Genomic DNA, 19584 nt, shown 5'->3' with positions numbered 1-19584 from the left:
CAACCCGGACATACCTCAATCACCGGGAACATTACACCATGACAGCATTCGCCATAAATCGCGCCGATTCCGTTGCCTGGGGGATATCGCTGGTCGCGCATGGCGGGCAAGCGCAACCGGAAATGCGAATCCTTGCGCTGCAGGCGCGGCCGCTGTGCCTGCAGACACGCAGCGCCCGACTCTGCGCATTCGTCGAGGAAGAGAACATCGGCAGCGAGCACGTTGTTTTCGGTCGGGATGACGATGAGCGCGCCTGGATCCGGAATCATTGCCAAACGCTGTCATGCCGGGTCAACGGCGCCGAGATGCGCCCCGGTGAACGTTGGATGTTGGCCGACAGGGACGAGATAACCGTCGGCCTTACGAAACTGCTGGTCGTGCAGTCCGACTCCGTGCAGCAATGGGAGGCGTGGGCGGGAAGGTTGCCAAGCAACGGCACCCTGGACCAAGCGGCCGCGCTCGAAGCGCTGCGCGCGCTCGACGCCCCTCACGAGGCCAACAGCGTGCTCGCACCAAGGGAGCGTCCTCGCAATCACGGGATCGCGCTTGCGGACGCGCTGCCACTTGCCCAGCAGGATCCGCTACAAACGCTCGCCACGGAATTCGATCAGGCGATTCAGGGTGTCCATCAAGGACTGCGAGCGTTCCAGACAACTTCCACCAATACGCCGGCCAGTGCGCTCCCCCCGCCCCCGGATCCGTTCGATTCGGCCCCCGCCGGCGTGCCCACGCGCATGCTGCTCGAAGGGTTGCTGCCCGAGCGCACCGACATAGAGACGATTCTTGGCGAGATGAATGACTTCGAGGCTGGCGAATTCTTCGCCCCCCCGGCCCACAAGGATGTCCTGCGGCTCCTCGCCGACAAGACCGATGAGCCGCTCGGCGCCAAGGCCCTGGCGGCCATCTCGCGCCGCGAACATCACGATCTGTCGATCGACAGCTACTTTGAACAGAACGTTCCAGAACCTACCCAATAAACGGCCATCCACCCATGCCAGATACCGATGTGCAAAGCACCCAACCACGTGACTCGTTGCGCCATTTGCTTGGCGGGCGCACCCTCTCCGACACAATTGAAGATGCCGCAAGTCAACTGCGAAAGCATCCCGCGCAAATCGGCCTGCGCTGGATGCTCTTCCAACTGCTTTGCCTCAAAGGAGATTGGGCACGGGCGCTCAAGCAACTGCAGATCTGGGCCTGCCTCGACGCCGACCACCTCAGAGAGGCCCAGATGCTGCGAGAACTTCTACGCGCGGAAAACTATCGCATGGAAGTCATGAGAGGCCGTAAACGGCCTGGCTGGCTGGACGAGCCTGTCGTCTGGGCAAGTCTCATGACCGAAGCCACCGAAGCGATGCAGGCCGCCGATATGGCTCGGTCGGATACGCTCCGAATCCAGGCACTGGACCAGGCGCCAGAGCAGCCCGGACACGCGAACCCTGGCCCGGCGTTTGACTGGATCGCCGACAGCGACTCCAGACTGGGGCCGATTTGCGAACTCATGTTTTCAGGCGGCTACCGCTGGGTGCCCTTTTCCGACATCCTGTCGCTATCGTTTCCCCCCGTCGCCACCGCGCTCGATCTGATCTGGCGCCAATGCAAGGTAACCCTGCGCGACCAAACGGTCATCAACGCCTACATGCCCTCCCGCTACCCGCTGAGCGATGGAGAAACTGACGCGCAGAAACTTGGCATCGTGACAATGTGGCGCGAGTGCAGTGAGACCACGATTGCCGGTGTGGGGCAACGCACCTGGATCACCGACGCCGGAGAAATCGCCATGCTGAACGTGCTCAGCATGCATTTCGAGGGGCAAGCCGTTGCGGTCGCATGACGCTTTCCCGAAGGTCAGGTACCTGCCTTCGCTCTTTGATCGCCTTCGCGACAACGATCCGCGCGCGCGGCATGAACACCATGACGCTTACGCGCCCAGCGCGGCCGGCATGCACCAGCTCATCCAGCGCGACCTCGCTTTGCTCTTGAACACCTGCAATCTTGGCTCGGCCATCGACGCCGCGCGTCACCCCCAGGCCGCGCGCTCCGCCGTGAACTACGGATTGCCCCCGCTTTCCGGCAGCTTGCGTTCCAGCCATAGCCCGGCCGCCATCGAAAAACTGGTGCGCGAAGCAATCATCACCTTCGAACCCCGCCTGATCCCGGAATCGCTGTCGGTGCGCGCCCTGCCCCCGAAGGGGCCGGGCTCCTACAACGTCATCCACCTGGAAATCAAGGCTCTGATGCACTGGTCGCCGTATCCGCTTGAATTCCTTGTTCAGAGTCTGTACGACCTGGAATCCTCCCACGCATCCATTGATGCTCTGAACTGAATCTGAAATGGATCCCAAGCTTCTTGACTACTACAACAATGAGTTGACGTACTTGCGCGGGCTCTCCGCTGAGTTCGCGCAAGCGCACCCCAAAGTCGCCCGCCGCCTCGGCATGCAGTCCGGCGAAGTCGCCGATCCCTATGTCGAGCGCATGATCGAGGCCTTCTGCTTCATGGCGGCCCGGGTGCAGCTCAAACTCGATGCCGAGTTTCCAAGGTTCACGCAAAGACTGCTGGAGGTGGTCTACCCCAACTATGTCGCGCCCACCCCGTCGATGAGCGTCGCCCGGCTGCACCCGGCCACGCGTGAGGGCGACTTCAGTCACGGCGTCGTTGTGCCGCGCCACAGTGTGTTCCGATCGCCCATCGCGCCCGGAGAACAAACCGCGTGCGAATTCCGCAGCAGCCAGAATGTCACCTTATGGCCGATCGAGATCGTCGACGCCTCGCTGACCAACGTGCCGCCGAATATTCCCGACCTGCGGCGCCACATGGCGTCAAGCGCCCGGCTCCAGGGCGCGCTGCGCATCGGACTGCGCACAACCGGCGATTTCAAGTTCTCCCAATTGCGCGGCCTGGATGAACTCTGCTTCTACATAACAGGTGACGAGCGTGTCACCTCGCACCTGTTCGAACTCGTGCACGTAGGGTGCCAGGCATCCGTGGTGCGAGGCGCCGACGCGGGAGAGCACGCCGGACACGTGGTGACGCGCAATGCCGTGGCCCATGTCGGATTGACCGCGGAAGAGTCCCAACTGCCGAACTCCTGGAACAGCTTTCATGGCCACAACCTGATCCAGGAGTATTTTGCCTTTCGCCAACGCTTCTATTTTTTCAAGGTGACCCAACTGGCTCGCGGGCTGGCCAACGCTCACAGCAACGAAGCCGAGATCATTCTTCTGTTGGACCGCCTGCCGCAAACCCTGTCCGCGCATGTCAACGCCAGCCGATTCTCGCTGTTCTGCACGCCGATCGTAAACCTCTTCGAAAATCGCACGGATCGCGTCGAGATCGACCGCTCCAAGACCGAGTTTCATCTGGTTCCCGACCGCAGCCGCCCGTTGGACTACGAGGTGTTCTCGGTACAGCGAGTCGTCGGCCAGCAGGCCCAGACGGCCACCGAAGTCGTCTTCAACCCGCTTTATCACAGTGTGCACAGCGATCTCGGAAACTACGGGCGCTATTTCTCGGTGACCCGCGAACCCCGGCTGCTCTCGGACAATGCCCGCAAGTACGGCACCCGCACGCAGTACATCGGAACCGAGGCGTTCCTGTCGCTGGTCGATCAACACGAAGCGCCCTATGGCGCGGACATCCGCTATCTGTCCGTCGACGCCCTGGTCACCAATCGGGATCTCCCAAGGCTTATCCCTTACGGCACCCAGAATGACCTGTCCATGCGCGAGTCCGTGCCAATCGAACGCGTCACTTTACTGCACGCGCCCAGTGTCCCCAGAGAGCCATACGCCCAGGGAGAAGCCGCATGGCGGCTCATCCGCCAGCTCAGCTTCAACTACATCCCCCTGGCCGATCTTGACGAGAGCGGAGGAGGAAGGGCAATTCGAAGCATGCTTCGCCTCTTTCTGCACGCCGGCGAAACAGAGCTTTCGAACCAGATCGACGCGCTGATCGGCTCGCGCATCACCCGGGTCGCCCGCAGGCTTCCGCGGCATGCGTTGATGGTCTACGGCCGCGGCGTGAACTGCGCCTTAACCGTGGACGAAGCCGGATTCTCCGGTATCAGCCCGTACCTGTTCGGCCTGGTCCTGGAGCAGTACATCGCCCGTCACGTGTCGATCAACGTTTTCACGGAGACCACGCTCCGCTCGCTGCAGCGCGGTGAAATCGCCACTTGGGCGCCACGGCTGGGAGGCCGCTCCGCGGTGTGAGCATGGAAAGTACGCCCCAGAACGAGAACGTTACGACGCCGAGCCGCGCTGAGCCGCTATCGGCCTGGTTCGACCCCAGAGAGCCTTGGAAAAGCAGCTTTCTTGGCGTAATGCGCGCACTCGCGGCCCAGGAGCAGAGCGCGCCGGTGCCAGGCACCGCGCACCTGCCACAAGAAGAAAGGCACCGGATCGGCCAGCGCCCCAGCCTCAGGTTTGCGCCGAGCGAAGTCGCCGCCGTGACTCAGGAAGACGACCGCATCCGCCTGTCCCTCTACAGTCTGGGGATATGGGGTCCCCAGGGGCCGATGCCGCTTCACATGTCCGAGCAGGCCTATACGCGCGCCGAGAGCCACCACGACAGCACGTTGACCGACTTCGCGGACATGTTTCACCATCGCGCGCTGTCGTTGTTCTATCGCGCCTGGGCGGCAGGCCAGTCGACCGCATCGCTGGATCGCCCCTCGCAGGAGCGCTTCACGTTCTACATCGGCAGCCTTATCGGCGACGATCCCGAGGACAGCGCCGGCCTGCACCCCTCGACCCACGCCCGCTACGCCGCTGCATCGCACCTTGTGCGCGAAGCGCGCAGTCCTGAAGGACTGGCTCGGGCGCTGTCGTTCTATTTCGGCGTCGACGTGGCGGTGGAAGAGTACGTACCGTACTGGATGCCTCTGGAAATGAAAAACCGCAGTGTGTTGGGCATGCCCTCCCCCTGCGCCGCATTGGGCGAACAAGCCACGCTCGGCCAGTCCATCCCCGACTGCCAGCATCGCTTCCGCCTGGTGATGGGCCCCCTCAGCCTCGAACAGTATCTGCGCTTGACACCTCACGGCGATGATCTGCCGACACTGGTCGACTGGGTGCGAACGTTCGTAGGCTTCGAACTCGACTGGGAACTCAAACTGGTTCTAAAACCACGAGCAGCCCCCTGCGCGCAAACGCGCCCCGGTCATCGGCTGGGCTATTCCACCTGGCTGGGCCAGGCTACCGACGATCTTGCTGTCGTTGGCATGATCTTTGAACCCGATCACTACCGTGACGCCAAAACCTGACTTTCCTGAAGACTGCCATGCCTACCTCTTCGCACCTTGAGACCAGCCCCGAAGCTGTCCTGCTGCAACCGCTGGACGAGGCTTCGCCTTGCGGCCCCGATCTCGAGTACGACCCGGACTACGTCGTACTGCTGGCCAACGTTGCCACGCGTGCGGATGCTCAGTACGGAGACTTCGTCGATTCCGCCGCGCCCGTCAACTGGGCCGAAGCCGAGCGCGACTGCCGCGCGCTGCTGGCACGCAGCAAGGACGTGCGCCTGCTCGTCATCCTGGCGCGATGCCGCGCGCGCCAGGAGGGCGCGGCCGGCCTGCGCACTTCACTGGAACTCATCGATGCAATGCTGCGGCGCTTTGGAAAGGCGCTCAATCCCGTCCCCCTGATCGATGGCGAGCCGGATCCGCTGATCACTGCCAACGCGCTGAGCGCGTTGGCCGACCCTGACGGACTGGTGGCCGACGTGCGCGACATCGCTCTGCCCAAGAGTCTGGCAAGTTCGCTCCAGCTTCGGGATATCGAACGAGCCCTGGCGAAGACCCGCCTTAAGGACGCGCTCGCACCGGAAACCGCCAACCGCCTTGTGGCCGACCTGCTGGACCGGCGCGAAACGACCGCCCTCGCATTGGCGGCCGCCGCCGCGGCGCTTGAGCGGATTGAAAGTTGGGCATCCGAAACCCTCGGTGGCGTGGCCCCGGAACTCGCCCCGCTGGCGCGACTTCTCGAGCCCTTTCGCGGCGCGGCCCACGCCGACCATGCCCCCGTGCCTGCCGAGGCGCCCCTCGCGGCCGCTGAGGCGCCCGCCGGCGCGGCGCTCGCGCCAACCATTGCGACAGCCTCCCCTGCGGATACCCGCCGGGCCACCTCTGGTACGGCGCCCGCTCCCACCCGTTGGGACGTGCTTGAACAATTACGGGCAGCCAGAACCTGGTTTGAAGCCAATGAGCCCAGCAGCCCGGTGAGCGTATTGCTCAAGCAGGCCGAGCGCATGATTGGACGGCGCTATTCGGAATTGCATCGAATGGTGCCGCCCGACCTTCTGGAGCAGTGGGATTGCTCGCCGGAATGATAGCGAACCACGCGAACTCAACCGTGAAACAGGACGACATTTCATGAAGACCGTATGTGCGGCAATCGCCGCCGCAGCACTGCTTCACTCCATGCCGGCCATGGCCGAATGCCGCAAGATGACCGCCCAGGATCTATCGGGATGGGCGCAATCGGGATTGACGGACGGCACGGTGTCCATCTATTCCGAACGCCGTATTTCGTTTGGCGCGACGCCGATCGATGTCGACGCCACGTTGCCCGTCAACGGCACAATCGCGACAGCCACCACCCCGGCAGAGGGGCGCGTATACGTTCTGTACTGCGATGGCAACGCCGGCACGATTCACTATGACGTGGTGGCCGCTCAGCCCGCCACCGCCCCCGGCTTGTATCCGACCGGCATGCCAGGCATTGCCTACCGTATCTCGTATGAGCGCGCCGGAGGATCCTCCTCGGTACTTCCGTTCTCGTCCAACTGGACGGCCGAACCTCCCAAGTATCCGCCGGCCTACCTCTCCATCGGGCCCGGCAACGTTTTCAAAATCGAATTGATCAAGACCGGCGATATGCAAAGCCAGTCAACGATCAACCTGGCGACCGTTGCCCGGCTATCGGGCGGCGGCGATGGCGCCAGCGTTCTGGACGTGCGCGTCGACCCCGTGACTCTCCGCGTTCTCCCCCATTGCTGGGTCGCCAGCAGCAAGTCGCTGCTGGTGGATTTCGGTTCTTTCGGGCCGAAGGAGGTTTCGACTGTCAGCGGCCCGACCAAACCCGTCACCATCAATGTCGCTTGCGATGGGCCAACCGCGCCGAACTCCGTCTCGGCCACGCTTTCCGCCTCGCCAGACACGGCCGCTCCCGACTATATCCGCAATGACGGGGATGCGAGCAACCTGGCCATTCGCTTGCGCGAAGCCGGCAGTTCGTACGTGCTAAAGCCCCAAGATCCCTCCAGCGTCCTGACCAAATCGTCGCCGGGATTCCAAACCACTTTTTCGCTCGAAGCTTCCGTATTGCGGGTGGGTAGCGGGATACCGGCACCGGGCTCGATAGACGCGCAGGCGGTCGTGACACTCACTTTTCTTTGACAGGCAATGCAGCATGGTTCCGCCCACTATCTTTGTACAGATCGCCAGCTACCGCGATCCAGAACTCGTTCCGACCATCCAGGACCTGGTCCAGCGTGCACAGTTTCCGCAACGGTTGCGGATCGTCGTTAGCTGGCAGCATGGCCCGGAAGAAACGCTCGGCATTTTTTTTCTGCAAGGCTTCTTGCGGTGGCAGCTTCATCCCGCAACGCCGTTCTGCCTGCACACTTTCGATTATGGCGGCGCTCGCGTCGAACTGATCGATATCCCCCACGAACGCTCGCAAGGCGCCTGTTGGGCGCGCAATATGATCCAGCAGCGCTACGGCGACGAGACCTATACGCTGCAGTTGGACTCTCATCACCGCTTCGTAGCGCATTGGGATACGCAGTTGATCGACATGCTGGAGCAACTCCGTGCGGATGGCGACAAGCCACTGCTGACCGCTTACCTTCCTCCCTATTCGCCGGTGGCGCCACACCCGGAAACGCAGGGCGCCGCGCCGCCCTTGGGAATGCGCTTCGACCGCTTTATCCCGGAAGGGCCGATCTTCTTCCGCGCCTTCGAATTGCCAGATTGGGCCGAGCTGAAAAAGCCGGTTCCCGCCAGGTTCTATAGCGGTCATTTCACCTTCGCCGATGGCTCCTTCGCGCGGGAGGTCCAGCACGATCCGGATTACTTCTTCCACGGAGAGGAGATTTCATTGGCCGTGCGCGCCTTCACACACGGCTATGACCTCTATCATCCGCACCGGAGCCTGGCATGGCATGAGTACACCCGCGAGGGCCGGCCGAAGATCTGGGATGACCATGATAGCCAGGCCCGAGACACTGGCCAGGTGCCCGAAGCCTGGTGGGAGCGCAACGAACGTTCGCTCGCCCGCAATCGGGCGCTGTTCGGGATGAACAGCGCCCCTTCCTGCGCCGATAGCTCGCCCGAAACGACGCACGACGGAAACTACGGATTCGGCGCTGCACGCACATTGTCCGACTATGAATCCTATGCCGGCATCAGCTTCCAACTGCGCGCGGTGCAGCCGGAAGTCATCGCCTGCCGCCCCCCCGGCCTGAACACTGAACCCTGCGACACAGACACCTGGCGCAGTACGCTGCGCCGATCCCACGACCTGAACATCACCGCGCACAGTAGCATCATGGATGTTCAAAGCTGTCCGCTCGCCACGCATTGCCGAGTCAGTGCGCTGCGTGAGGACGCCTCGATCATTTACGAGGAAACGCTTGACATCGACACCGCAAGGGCCAGTTGCACCGGCGAATGGTTCAACCGTCGCCTGATTTTCTTCAGCGATCTGACGGAACACCCCGCCGCTTACCGCCTGACCATCCTCGGCCCGAACGACGAAGTGCTGCACCAATTCGAACAGACCATCCTGGGCTGATCCGCTGAAACTAAGCCGGCTCGGAAAAGGCAGGAGCGCGTGAGCCGGCCCACGCGGCCGGCTCGGTCCACCGAGGCGCCACGCCCGCTGACTGACCGATGCCGGCGGCACGCACCGCATACCCGCGGGGGTTGGCCTGCGAAACCGGCGCCGACACGTACCGATACGGGCTTACACCGGCGGGCGCGTCGCGGTCCGGGCTCATATACCGCGCGGTCGCCGGGTCGTAGAATCGCGTGCCATTCCAACGCAGCATGGTATCCGGATCCGACCACTGCCCTGCCAGGTCTGGAGGCATGGTAGCAACCTCGCCACCAGTCCAGGCCTCCAGCGCTCCCCAGGGCCGCTGGTCGGCCGCAACCTGAACGCGTCCGTCTTCATCGGCAATCGCGTGAACCCGGCCTGCGGCATCCGCGAACAGATATTGCACCAACGGCTCTGACCAGGGCATATGCGCGTAAGAACGGCGCTGGATCAAGCGCGCCATCGGCGCGTAAGACACGCAGCCGGCGGGCGCGGGTTCATACAGATATGTCACCCGCCTCGCCGGTGTGCATTCCTGAATCAGGCGCAGGCCCTGCCAGATCAGCGCGTGCGTATCCGCCTCATTCTGATCGGCTCGGCGGCGCCCGATCAGGCGTCCGGCTGCGTCGTAGGTATAGAAGACCGTTACGCCATTGGCCTGCGCCGTCACCAGCCGTCCCAGCGCATCCCAGGAGAAGGTAGCGACAGTGCCATTGCCCTCGCGCCGCACCACCCGTCCCCATTCGTCGTAGGCGATAGCCCATTGCCCCACGCGCTTGACCAGGTGATCCGGGCAGAGTGGCGATGGCACCCAGCCGGAGCCATCCAGCGCGATAATGTTGCCGCTGGCATTCCAGCTTGTGTAAAGGATCCCCGATTCGGCAATCGTTCGTACCAACTGACCGCGGCGGTCATAGTCGTAGAGTATGCTGCCGCAGCCGCCTTCGACCGCCACGACGCGCCCGGCCATATCGTGTCGCAGGCGGCGCATCAACGACTCGACCGCGCCGCCCTTTCCCGACACGCGATCGGCGTGTTCGACCCGCAATCCTTGTTCGGCGTCGTATCGGATACGCCGTTGCAGGTTTCCAGCCACCCGCGCGCGCTCTCGACCCGCGCTATCGTGCCAGACCGTGAGTATTACCACGGGCTGACCTTCGTGGACGTAGCTCAATTGGGTAACACCCTGCCCATCGTCCCTTGTGGCCAATATGGCCAAGCCGCAGGGGAGCTCGATCGACACGAGGTGTCCCAGCGTGTCCCACGTCGTGGTCACCGAGCCCAGCGCGCCGGTCTCGCGGAGCGCCCGATTGCCCGCCCCGTACTCAAACGTCAGCAGGCTCTCTTCGGCGCTGGGCGTCGTCGCGCGCAACGTGGTCAATCGTCCCGTGCCATCGTATCGATAGCTCCATCGATGACCCTGACATTCCTTGTTCGCCACCCTGCCATCCGAGTCATAATCAAAGCAGGTCTCCGCGCGGGCCGACGCACCGAGCTCGAGCACGCGGCATGTGTGGCCGTAAATGTCCTGGTGGTACTCGACGACGACGCCATCGGCATCGTGGCGCGAGCAAACCCGTCTGCCGGGGTCGCGTGACCAGCGTTGTGTCCCTCCGGCTGGCCCTTGAACCACTAAGTCACTGCCTGTCCGACTGCGCGAATAGCGAGTGGAATTCCCCTCTTCATCCGTCTGCAACTCCAGGCGCCCCCGGCTGTCGTAGGCCCAATGGCGCGCATGCCCGGCGGCATTGGACAATGCAAGGAGGCGGCCTCGGCGGTCGTACACCATCAGCCGCATCTGTGCATGCTGCCCGCGCCGTACACGCAGTCCTCCCCCCTCGTCGTACTCACGCGCTTCGAGCACGCCCTGTTCGTTCGAGCGGGCACGCAACTGACCTTGCGCGGACCACACGAATGCCTCCTTCCCGCCTGCGGGGAGCAGGCGCAGCTTGAGACGGCCGCACTCGTCAAAGTAGTCCTCGACGACGCCACCCGGCGCCGTTCGGGTCCGCCCGCCAGTCTTGTCATCATAGGTGTAAACGCTCACCTCACCGCTCGGCTCGCGGCGCTGGAGAGGACGGAGCTGCGCGTCACGCATCCAGAACCAATGACGCGACCCATTGCGAGAAATGAGCATGGGACGGCGGCTCGCATACGCATACGAGACTTTGCGCGAAAACCCGCCCGGCCCGCTCTCTTGAACGACCCGGCCCAGATCATCGTACGCAAATGTATAGTCCCCCGCCGCCGTGACCACACTGACGGGACGGCCGCGTCCGTCGTATGCTACCTGATACGATTTATCCTTCGCATCCACGTATTGCACCACGCGATCGTGCTCGTCGAACATCCAACGCAGTGCATTGCCATCGGCCGACACCATGGAAACGGATCTTCGCTGAGCATCCGGCTGGCGCAGCCACATCTGCCCGCTCGGCTCCCGTACGCCGGCGACCGCGGCACGCCTGCCTTCGTCCCGCCAGCGGACGGACCAGTTTCCATCCGCCTCGCAGATCTCGGCCAGCAGGCCATTCTGGTAGCCATATCGACGCAGTGTCTTTCCACCCGACTGCGCTACCGTGGCCAATCGTCCGTCAGGGCCATACGAGAATCGCAAACCGGACTGCACCGTCCGGTTCCTCGCCACCGCGGTGACCTGATCTCGCGCGTCAGTGCTGCACCACACGCCTTCCTGCCCGCCATCCGTCAGCCCGGTGACAACGCCTCGCTCATTCCGTTCGATTTCTATACGATATCCGTCGATGTGCTCGATCGCGGCCAGCCTGGCCCTGCCCGCCGCATCGACCGGCGAGAACTGGCGATACACCGGGCCCAGATCCGCCACCACAAATCTTCCGTCTTCAAGACAGGCGAAAGTCAACGATAGGGCCGCCAAAACCACCAAGCTACCGGGTGCGGGACACGGAACGACCGTCGCATGCCCCCATTCATCGTGATAGACGAGATCGTCCCCGCGGCGATCGATGGCCACATCCCAACTTGTGCGCCAGCCGGCTCCGAACATCCCCCCCGCGGCAACACCACTATCGTAAAAGCGCGCAATGCCGGGCCGGCGCGGGCCGACGGACAGCACGTCTCGTTGCAGCGATGAATCGCGATTGAGACGGCCGCTCCAGGCCTCGACGCCTCCCGGCCCCCATCCGGCCAGTGCCGCCGCCGGCAGGCGCCGCCAAAGCACGCCGCTTTCGCCGCGCAGCCACCAGCCATAGCGGCGCCCCTGCGGTGGCGTGTCGATGCGCTCGCCGGGCAAGCGCATCAACCAGCCGGCCAATCCGCGTACTGTCATACAGTGCGCTCACTCACCGATAAATACGTCCTTCGAAGCCGTCGCCGCGGTGGATCCACAGGACGAGCAGCAGGCCATGTGCGCGGCGTTCAAGCCATTGATGAAGACCTTGGGCGCCCCCGTGGCAATGGCCTGAACCGAGATATGCAAGCCGCAGCACACCGCGGACGCGCCAAGGAAGGCTGCCGGCAACTGATTGATGAAGACATCGGGCGAGCCGGTGAGAATGCTGCCACCATGAGCGATCAGGTCGCCAGCACGCACGGCGGGAAATGTGGCCAATGGCTACTCCTTCATGAGCGCCGGGCGCCGGGAAAGCGCCCGGACGGTTACGTTTAATCCAGCCTCAGATGTCCGAGGTGGTCGGGGTCGGGGTCGGGGTCGGCGTCGGCGTTCTCGTCGGCGTGGGCGTCGGCGTGGGCGTTCTCGTCGGCGTGGGCGTGGGCGTCGGCGTTCTCGTCGGCGTCGGCGTCGGCGTCGGCGTGGGCGTGGGCGTCGGCGTGGGCGTCGGCGTGGGCGTCGGCGTGGGCGTGGGCGTGGGCGTCGGCGTCGGCGTCGGCGTCGGCGTCGGCGTCGGCGTCGGCGTGGGCGTGGGCGTGGGCGTGGGCGTCGGCGTGGGCGTCGGCGTCGGCGTCGGCGTCGGCGTGGGCGTCGGCGTGGGCGTAGGCGTCGGCGTCTCCACCGGTGCCTCGGTCGGCGGCGGAGGCGTGGGTACGGGCGTGGAGTCATCCCCGCCTCCCGTGGCCAGCGCAATGGTTGGCAAGATGACCGGGGGCATCGCGACGCCCAGGCCAAACCCAGCGGCGGCATCCTGTATGCCTGGATTCAGTTGTAGCGGATTGCCCTGCACGACGACCTCACCCGAACCCACGAGGTGAATCGCCGAGCCGATGATCTTGATCGTGCCATCCGATAGCATGTTGATGCCTGCCTTGCCGCATGTGATGGCAATCATCGCGCCTGCGTTGACCAGGTAGCCGGCCCCCACGTTCAAGTTGGCGGCTGCTCCGACATTCACGGCGTATGCGCCGCCGACGTTCAAGGCGCAAGCCCCGCCGACCTGTGTCGTCTGCGCCAGCCCGACGTTGTACGAGGCAGTACCGCCCACCACGCTGCTGAGCATTCCGCCGACTGCCGTGGAGTGGTTTATTCCCACATTCTGCCCATAGGTCAGCGCCACCGTATGCGACTCATTGCCCTTGGTAAGGCGCACCATCTCGCGTTCGGCCTGCACATAGAATTCTTCGCCGCCCGGCTTATCCTCGAACCTTATGCCGTTGTAATTCTCTCTGCCCCCTTCCAGGCTGCGGGTCTTTATGCCGCTCTTGGTCGCTTCGGCGGGAAGATCCCAGGGGGGCCGCGTGACACTGTTGTACAGCCCGCCCAGAATGATGGGACGATCGGGATCCCCGTTCATGAAACTGATCACCACTTCCTGACCGATGCGGGGGATATACATACCGCCGAAGTTCGACCCCGCCCATGCCTGATTGACCCGCACCCAGCACGAATCCGACGCATCATTGCGAGCGTAGCGATCCCACAGGAAGCGGACTTTCACGCGGCCGAACTCATCCGTCCAGACCTCTTTGCCTTCGGGACCGACCACAAGCGCGGACTGGGGTCCGCTGACGACCGGCTTAGGCGTGACCCGGGGCATGCGGAAGACCTCCTCCGTGGGCTGAACCTCCATCTCATTAATGCATTCGTAGATCGTCCCGCCACCGGCCTCCTCCGGGATCTCCACCAGCGACAGTTGAGAGGCCAGCACCAGGTACTCCCTGTTGGCGCGCTCATATAAATGGCCTGTCAGGAAGAAGGTCTGTCCCGTGGCCAGGCCGCGCACATTCCCGTACGCTCTGGAGCGTACGCCCCGCGCGCGGCGCTCTTCCATGCGCACCCGACTGATGAGGGCGCCATGCTTGGCCGCTGTGTAGTCGCCGGGCCATTCAAAGATTTCTCCTTCGGACCAACTGGTATCGCGCGGCTGGTGGTTGGAGGTCACTAACTGCATGCGCGGCCGGGTGAAGTCGAAGTCGTCGACCACGACACGGCCAGGGAACAGACGCTCGTCGACACCGAATTGCCGAAAAACGTCACAGTCCAGCCGCCCCCCTTCGGCATGCATCGGGATCTTTTGATAGGCGGGGCTGTCAGGCGGCCGGTGTGCGCCGACATGGTCGCACAACACCAGCCTGTGCGAGCCTTCGGAGTGCTCGAAGAACCAATATATGCCCCACTCCTCCATCAGCCGCTGGATGAAATCGAAGTCAGTCTCGCCGTACTGGACTTGAAAATTCCGCGGATCATTGGACTCGCTCTCCGCCTGGATCGCATACTTTTCCACATCCAGCCTGCGGTCCACCGGATAGGGATAGTCCTTGAGGACATGGTCGATGATCTCGACCACGGTTTGATCCTGGAATATCTTGTAGTCGCTGGTCAACGTGGCCAGCCAGAGCCATGGCCGCAGCATGACGCGGTAAAGGTTGTAGTCTCCCTCTTGCCGAACGAAGCCGGCCGTGACCACCAGACCCGAAATCTCTCTCGCGCTGCCATCGGAAAGCTGCATCGAAACCGTAAGCTCTTTTCCGATCATTCCCTTCAGATCGACGTTTGCCGACACCGATAAAGGCACCTGGGTGTCATTCGGTGTGCGTAACAGAACCTCATACGTGAAGAGCTCCCCAAGCCGCTCCCGGCCATCCAGCGATTGAAAGCGCAGCATCGGCTGGCCCATGATCGAAGGCAGGCCCGCGCCACGGATCTCGACCGTACGGGCTTGATTCAGAACAGGAATACCCACGTTATCCATCATTGAATTCCTAAGGCTTTAATGGAAATGTTGCAGAGGTGCTGTCGCCAGCACACTTTTCGCCTCAATCGCCGCCGGCGAGCGCTTCAGGCCCAACCGACAGAAAGCTGACATAGCCCGCTTGCCCGTCCTGCTGCCAGTACCAGGCCTGGACACTGTCCCCGAAAACCGTTACCGGCCAATCCCGCCAGGGGGAATAAGGAATGCCGACCAGACCTGCCGCCTCTTTGTCGGAGCGCAGCCCGTCGGTCCAGGCACGCGCTAGCAGAAAGTCCGGCCCATCCCTGCTGCCGCGTAGCGCGCTCCAGACGCCTCTTCCCTGCGGACGCCATAATCGGTTTATCTGCGCCAGCAGCCCCTCTGCGGCAGAGACCGACGGCGCCTTCAAGTGACCAAGCAACAGCCGGGAAAGATGAAATAGCGCGTTATCGTGAACGCTCAGCAAAGCGGAAACGCCGGCACTATCGAGCTGAAACCACATCAAGAAGGGATGCTCACGCCCGAACTTGTCACATGAATCGGCGTAAATGCCGGCGACATAGCGGTCACGGGAAAACGCCATGCACCCCGGCGTCATGACGAATCCCCACGGCACGCCCTGATCCGTGGCGGACGTCGAAGCCACTCTGGCCCGCGCCAACGGCCCCGCAAGCCAGGCCCTCCAGGCATCCTGAATCTCCAAGGGCGCGCCGTGACGCAGGAAGTCTCCATAGGCGGGAAGCTTTCCCCAATAGGCGGGACGAGGCAGCTTCACAGCCCCCCTCCCGGACAATGGAAGCCCCGCAGCAATGATCCGGTCAGGAGGTTCCCCTTGCGCCCTCCCCCGACCTCCAGCACAACATGGCGTCCATCAAAATCGAAATCGATCAACGCCTTTCCGGCCGAGGCGGTCGGCGTGACTTCGCCATGCTGCAACAAACGCATCGGCGCCCAGGGTCCGGTCAGATAAATGGACGATGTATTGGCAGAGACCCGCGGCTTGGCCGACAGCTCCAACGAGCTGCCGCTGCGCGGGCCGGGCCAGTTGAACGCGAAAGGCGAAATCGGGCCATGGACATACCGCAACCGCTCGCCATCGACATCCAGCAACAGTTCGGTAATACTCGGATCCACGGAAACGATGCGACCGGTCAGGCGATAGCTCAGCCCCTTGCCCCCCCCGCCAAAGAATGCCGCGCGTATTTCCGCGGCCCGCTCGAACGGCTGCAGATCGGGCCCTCGGATGGCGGGCATGCCTGGATTGACCGATTTGTAGCGCCAAGGCGTCGCGCTGGTGTCCACGTAGGCGGCCAACGACCGCCTGAACGTTTCATCGAACAGCCCCCCGCTTGCGAACAATTGCACGAAATCATCCGGGTCGACCTCCTGTTCGGCATCGGAGAAGGGGAACTTGCCCGAGATGGCGGCTCGGCAGACCTTGCCCACCGATGCGTTGACCTGCTCCGTCAGCAAGATGCCGGTTTCCCTGCCCAACTGATTTGCCGTGCGTTGGAACAAGACAGCAAGAATGCGTTTGTACGGCGCGGGGAGCGTATCAGCCGTCAACAGCAACGCAGCGCTCGTCTCCTGCGTCGGCGGCATGCTGGCGGCGGCCAGGGCATTGCTCGCCACCGACATTTGCGTGTACTGCTCCGCCACCAGTTGCAGTGTCTGCTGCAGTTGCGTGCCCGGCTTGGCGGGATCGATGACCCCTGGCGCCGACGAGCCAGTCACCACCTCCCGCAAGGCCGCGAAGCGCTTGTCCACGATCTCTTCGGCCAACTTGTCCTGGTCAAAATTGGCGCCGAGCTTTTCGAGTGCGTCGGAAGCCTTGGCCACGGCGCGCGATTTGCGCTGCGCCGCTTCCATCGCGGCCCCGACAGCCGCGGACGCCGCGGGATTGCCCGGTACCGATGCCTCGCCCAGCGTGGTGTTGCGAACAAGCACGAAGCCGAGACGCGCCAACGGCGAGTCGGCCGCGTTCAACGCCCGCAACGTGGCCACATCGATCGCCAAAGGCGCTTCGCCCGGCGCCGCCGCGGACGCCAGACGGATCTGACCGAGATAACGCTCCCAGTGCGCGGCATAGTCGCGCAGATACTGCGTGTAGACATCCCGCTCGACCTCGTCGCGGTCCTGCCAGGCTTTGCCCATGTTCTGGATCCGGGTAGCGGCGGACGCATTGCCCTCCTGCCGCCCCATCAGCCAGTTGTCGCGCGTCCAGACACCATCGATGAAGCCCCCAACGCGCTTGCGGAAGACGTCTCGGTACCCATCATAGGTATAGATCCCGGGAACCCCCCCATCCTTGGGCGATGCCTGGTCGCTGAACAGGGCGGCATCATTGGCGCCCAACGCCTGGTGCAGGTTGAAACGCGGCGGCGCGTTCTCTTCGAGAGCCCGAATCGCGCGGTCGTACAGCCGGATCGCATCCGGACGTTCCTGCAGCAGCGCTCGCACCTTCTCCACCAGCGCGGCATTCCGCTCCGATGTCGGCATGCCCTGATAGTCCGTCTTGAACAACGAGCGCAGATGCACGGACAGTTGCGACTTCTCACGTTCGCTGAATCGACGATTGGCTGACCAATCTTTCTCAATCCAATCGATGAGCGCATCGGCGTCGAGAAAGCGCGGGTCGAACAGCGAAAGATACATCCCCAGCGTCGTGTAGAGCTCTTCCGCGCTCTTGCGCGCCAACTGATCCTGCATTGCCTGCGCCAGGGACGCTTCCACGGGAGGCAGGAGATACGTTCGCAGCAGACGGGAGTAGGTTTGCTGCGCGGCGGCATCCACCGGTGGCGCTGCATACAAGCCATACCGATATTCCAGCGCGGGAGCGTCCAGATTCAACCCTTCGACTTGGGCCAGCCTGGCTGCGTCCGTAAGCATGCGCACGCCTTGCGCGTCCAGCGTTCCCTTTGAAACAGCAGAGGTTCGCAGAGCCAGCGCCTTCGTCTTCTCGCTTACCTCGGACAGATATTCATCATTGTTGGCGCGGCTGCTCACCATGCCCATCACCAGCCATACGGCCAACGCCGCCGAGCCGAGGTGCACGCCCCAGCGCAGCCCAGTCTGGGCGATGATCCATTTCCGATTTGGTTGCACCAGGTGCGCTTCCGGAATCACAACCTGCTTGAACAGGTTGCGAAGAAAGTAGCTGCGATGCGCCATCAGGGCCGGCTCACGCGAATGCGATGACAACGCGACATCGTCACTGCCATAGAGGCGGCGCAACGTTCTGCGCAACCTCTCGAACAGGGAATTCTGGTCAGCGTGGACGACCGCCTCCACCTGCTGCGCGCTGGTCAGATAAACGCCGCGCAACATCCGTTGAATCTGCACGTCGTCGTAGCGCGAATCCAGGAACACCTTCGCGAGCAGCTCGGTCAGCACCAGGGACAGGCTACGGAACTCCTGCGGGAACGGATACAGGCGTTTGCGACGCGCCAGACCGTATTCCTCAACCAACCGGGAGTTGAGGCCATCCTCAAGACGCCGTCCCAACAGGCGGAACTCTTCCTCGAAGCGGGCGCGTAGGTCGGGATTTCCGTCATCGGCCTCGCCGCGCGCGTAATCCAGCGTGAAACCCCATACCTGAGACCGGCTTTCGGAGGTCATCGCCTGAAAATACTCATCGAATCCCGGGAGCAGATCCAGCTTGGTCACCATCACGTACACCGGGAATCGAATGCCAAGCGCGCCGCGCAGGTCCGCGAGGCGGGACCGAAGAATGGCGGCCAGACTGCCAACGTCGCCCGCCGGCCGCTCCAACAGCTCGGCCACGCTGACCGCTAGAATCACGCCGTTGATGGGCGCGCGCGTCCGATGCTTGCGCAATGCGCCGAGGAAGCCTTGCCACTCGGCCGCGTTGACGGCCGCCGCGTCCGCATTCCCTTGCTCATTCTGATCGCTGTAGCGACCCGCCGTGTCGATCAGAACCGCTTCGTTGGTGAACCACCAGTCGCAATTGACCGTCCCGCCGGCGCCAGGCAGGCTCGCGACGCCCATCTGCTCGGCCAGCGGAAACTCCAAGCCCGAGTTCAGAACCGCGGTCGTCTTGCCGGCGCCAGGCGTACCGATAATCATGTACCAAGGCAGTTCATAGAGATATCGCTTGCTTTCAAGGAGGCGCCGCCAACCTTGCGGAGCGCCGCGCAATCGCTTGAGCTGGCCGACCGCCTTGGAAACCACCAGCCGAACCGCGCGCACCTCGGAAGACGCATCATGCTCGGCGGTGTCTGTGCTGGGCGCAAGAATCCGGCGCAACAGCGCCTCGTCCGTGCGCAGCAGCCTGACCAGGCGGTACAGGCCATAGATCCCCGCGAGCATGATGATGACGGCGATCAGCCCGGCCCGGCTCATCACGTCAGCCAATGGCCGCAGTTCGCCGATCGCTGCCATCGGCCCGCCGAACCATATCAGCGCGCACAGCGCCGCGACCGACACGATCCATAGCGGCCACTCCATCAACCAGAAGCCGAGAGTGGCCATCAACAAGCCGATCGCGACGAGGCGAACCACCTCGCCCGCCATTGGCCGCAGGCCACCCAGGTCAACAAGGGGGCCGACGAACCAGACCATCGCCGCCAAGAGAATCAGCACGATAATGGCCACGAAGCGCCATGAGAAAACAAAGCCCAGCAGTCGTTTCATTATTTGA

13 protein-coding genes are annotated in these 19584 nt (G+C 63.3%); 8 read left to right on the top strand and 5 right to left on the bottom strand.

Going from position 1 to position 19584, the window contains the following annotated elements; all coding sequences use genetic code 11:
• The first annotated feature begins 38 nt into the window (after window positions 1-38).
• Genes ACN6O8_RS14410 through ACN6O8_RS14375 form a run of 8 tightly spaced genes read left to right on the top strand, consistent with a single transcriptional unit; the run spans window position 39 to window position 8799 of the window.
• Window positions 39-977 (top strand): TagK domain-containing protein, encoded by a 939-nt coding sequence (locus ACN6O8_RS14410; RefSeq protein ID WP_427991705.1) that lies wholly within the window; start codon window positions 39-41, stop codon window positions 975-977.
• Between the two features lie 14 nt (window positions 978-991).
• The gene (locus ACN6O8_RS14405; RefSeq protein WP_427991704.1) at window positions 992-1834 is read left to right on the top strand and encodes a type VI secretion system accessory protein TagJ; all 843 of its coding nucleotides are present in this window, start codon (window positions 992-994) and stop codon (window positions 1832-1834) included.
• Window positions 1821-2327, top strand: a complete 507-nt coding sequence (gene tssE / locus ACN6O8_RS14400; protein ID WP_427991703.1) for a type VI secretion system baseplate subunit TssE — start codon at window positions 1821-1823, stop codon at window positions 2325-2327. The genes ACN6O8_RS14405 and tssE overlap by 14 nt, the downstream gene beginning before the upstream one ends.
• A 7-nt stretch (window positions 2328-2334) precedes the next feature.
• Complete coding sequence (tssF, locus tag ACN6O8_RS14395) at window positions 2335-4215, top strand: type VI secretion system baseplate subunit TssF (protein WP_427991702.1); 1881 nt, start codon at window positions 2335-2337, stop codon at window positions 4213-4215.
• Between the two features lie 2 nt (window positions 4216-4217).
• On the top strand, window positions 4218-5267 hold the full coding sequence (gene tssG, locus ACN6O8_RS14390) for a type VI secretion system baseplate subunit TssG (RefSeq protein WP_427991701.1): 1050 nt from the start codon (window positions 4218-4220) through the stop codon (window positions 5265-5267).
• 17 nt (window positions 5268-5284) lie between these two features.
• Window positions 5285-6331: an ImpA family type VI secretion system protein gene (locus ACN6O8_RS14385; RefSeq protein ID WP_427991700.1), complete on the top strand. Its 1047-nt coding sequence runs from the start codon at window positions 5285-5287 to the stop codon at window positions 6329-6331.
• Window positions 6332-6374: 43 nt separating this feature from the next.
• Complete coding sequence (locus tag ACN6O8_RS14380) at window positions 6375-7400, top strand: fimbrial protein (protein ID WP_427991699.1); 1026 nt, start codon at window positions 6375-6377, stop codon at window positions 7398-7400.
• 13 nt (window positions 7401-7413) lie between these two features.
• Window positions 7414-8799, top strand: a complete 1386-nt coding sequence (locus ACN6O8_RS14375; RefSeq protein ID WP_427991698.1) for a GlcNAc-transferase family protein — start codon at window positions 7414-7416, stop codon at window positions 8797-8799.
• 10 nt (window positions 8800-8809) lie between these two features.
• Here the strand turns inward: ACN6O8_RS14375 and ACN6O8_RS14370 are convergent, their stop codons facing one another.
• The 5 genes from ACN6O8_RS14370 to tssM form a co-directional block, all read right to left on the bottom strand.
• On the bottom strand, window positions 8810-12130 hold the full coding sequence (locus tag ACN6O8_RS14370; RefSeq protein WP_427991697.1) for an RHS repeat-associated core domain-containing protein: 3321 nt from the start codon (window positions 12128-12130) through the stop codon (window positions 8810-8812).
• A 9-nt stretch (window positions 12131-12139) separates the two neighbouring features.
• Window positions 12140-12412: a PAAR domain-containing protein gene (locus ACN6O8_RS14365; RefSeq protein ID WP_427991696.1), complete on the bottom strand. Its 273-nt coding sequence runs from the start codon at window positions 12410-12412 to the stop codon at window positions 12140-12142.
• A 64-nt stretch (window positions 12413-12476) separates the two neighbouring features.
• Entirely contained in the window at window positions 12477-14948 is a 2472-nt protein-coding gene (locus ACN6O8_RS14360; RefSeq protein WP_427991695.1) for a type VI secretion system Vgr family protein, read from the bottom strand.
• A gap of 61 nt (window positions 14949-15009) precedes the next feature.
• Complete coding sequence (gene tagF / locus ACN6O8_RS14355; protein ID WP_427991694.1) at window positions 15010-15699, bottom strand: type VI secretion system-associated protein TagF; 690 nt, start codon at window positions 15697-15699, stop codon at window positions 15010-15012.
• A complete protein-coding gene (gene tssM / locus ACN6O8_RS14350; protein ID WP_427991693.1) occupies window positions 15696-19577 on the bottom strand; it encodes a type VI secretion system membrane subunit TssM in 3882 nt (1293 codons plus the stop codon). Before tssM ends, tagF begins: the two co-directional genes overlap by 4 nt.
• Window positions 19578-19584: the final 7 nt, after the last annotated feature.

This window comes from Achromobacter sp. (assembly GCF_050285565.1).
In the GTDB taxonomy this organism is placed as follows: Bacteria; Pseudomonadota; Gammaproteobacteria; order Burkholderiales; family Burkholderiaceae_B; genus Achromobacter.
The sequence above is the reverse complement of the archived record's forward strand: the minus strand, read 5'-3'. Positions and strand labels throughout refer to the sequence as shown.

Excerpts from the sequence above, each read along its gene's own strand:
- ACN6O8_RS14410 (WP_427991705.1), top strand. The coding sequence starts at position 39 with ATGACAGCATTCGCCATAAATCGCGCCGATTCCGTTGCCTGGGGGATA.
- ACN6O8_RS14405 (WP_427991704.1), top strand. The coding sequence starts at position 992 with ATGCCAGATACCGATGTGCAAAGCACCCAACCACGTGACTCGTTGCGC.
- tssF (WP_427991702.1), top strand. The coding sequence starts at position 2,335 with ATGGATCCCAAGCTTCTTGACTACTACAACAATGAGTTGACGTACTTG.
- tssG (WP_427991701.1), top strand. The coding sequence starts at position 4,218 with ATGGAAAGTACGCCCCAGAACGAGAACGTTACGACGCCGAGCCGCGCT.
- ACN6O8_RS14385 (WP_427991700.1), top strand. The coding sequence starts at position 5,285 with ATGCCTACCTCTTCGCACCTTGAGACCAGCCCCGAAGCTGTCCTGCTG.
- ACN6O8_RS14380 (WP_427991699.1), top strand. The coding sequence starts at position 6,375 with ATGAAGACCGTATGTGCGGCAATCGCCGCCGCAGCACTGCTTCACTCC.
- ACN6O8_RS14375 (WP_427991698.1), top strand. The coding sequence starts at position 7,414 with ATGGTTCCGCCCACTATCTTTGTACAGATCGCCAGCTACCGCGATCCA.
- ACN6O8_RS14370 (WP_427991697.1), bottom strand. The coding sequence starts at position 12,130 with ATGACAGTACGCGGATTGGCCGGCTGGTTGATGCGCTTGCCCGGCGAG.
- ACN6O8_RS14360 (WP_427991695.1), bottom strand. The coding sequence starts at position 14,948 with ATGATGGATAACGTGGGTATTCCTGTTCTGAATCAAGCCCGTACGGTC.
- tssM (WP_427991693.1), bottom strand. The coding sequence starts at position 19,577 with ATGAAACGACTGCTGGGCTTTGTTTTCTCATGGCGCTTCGTGGCCATT.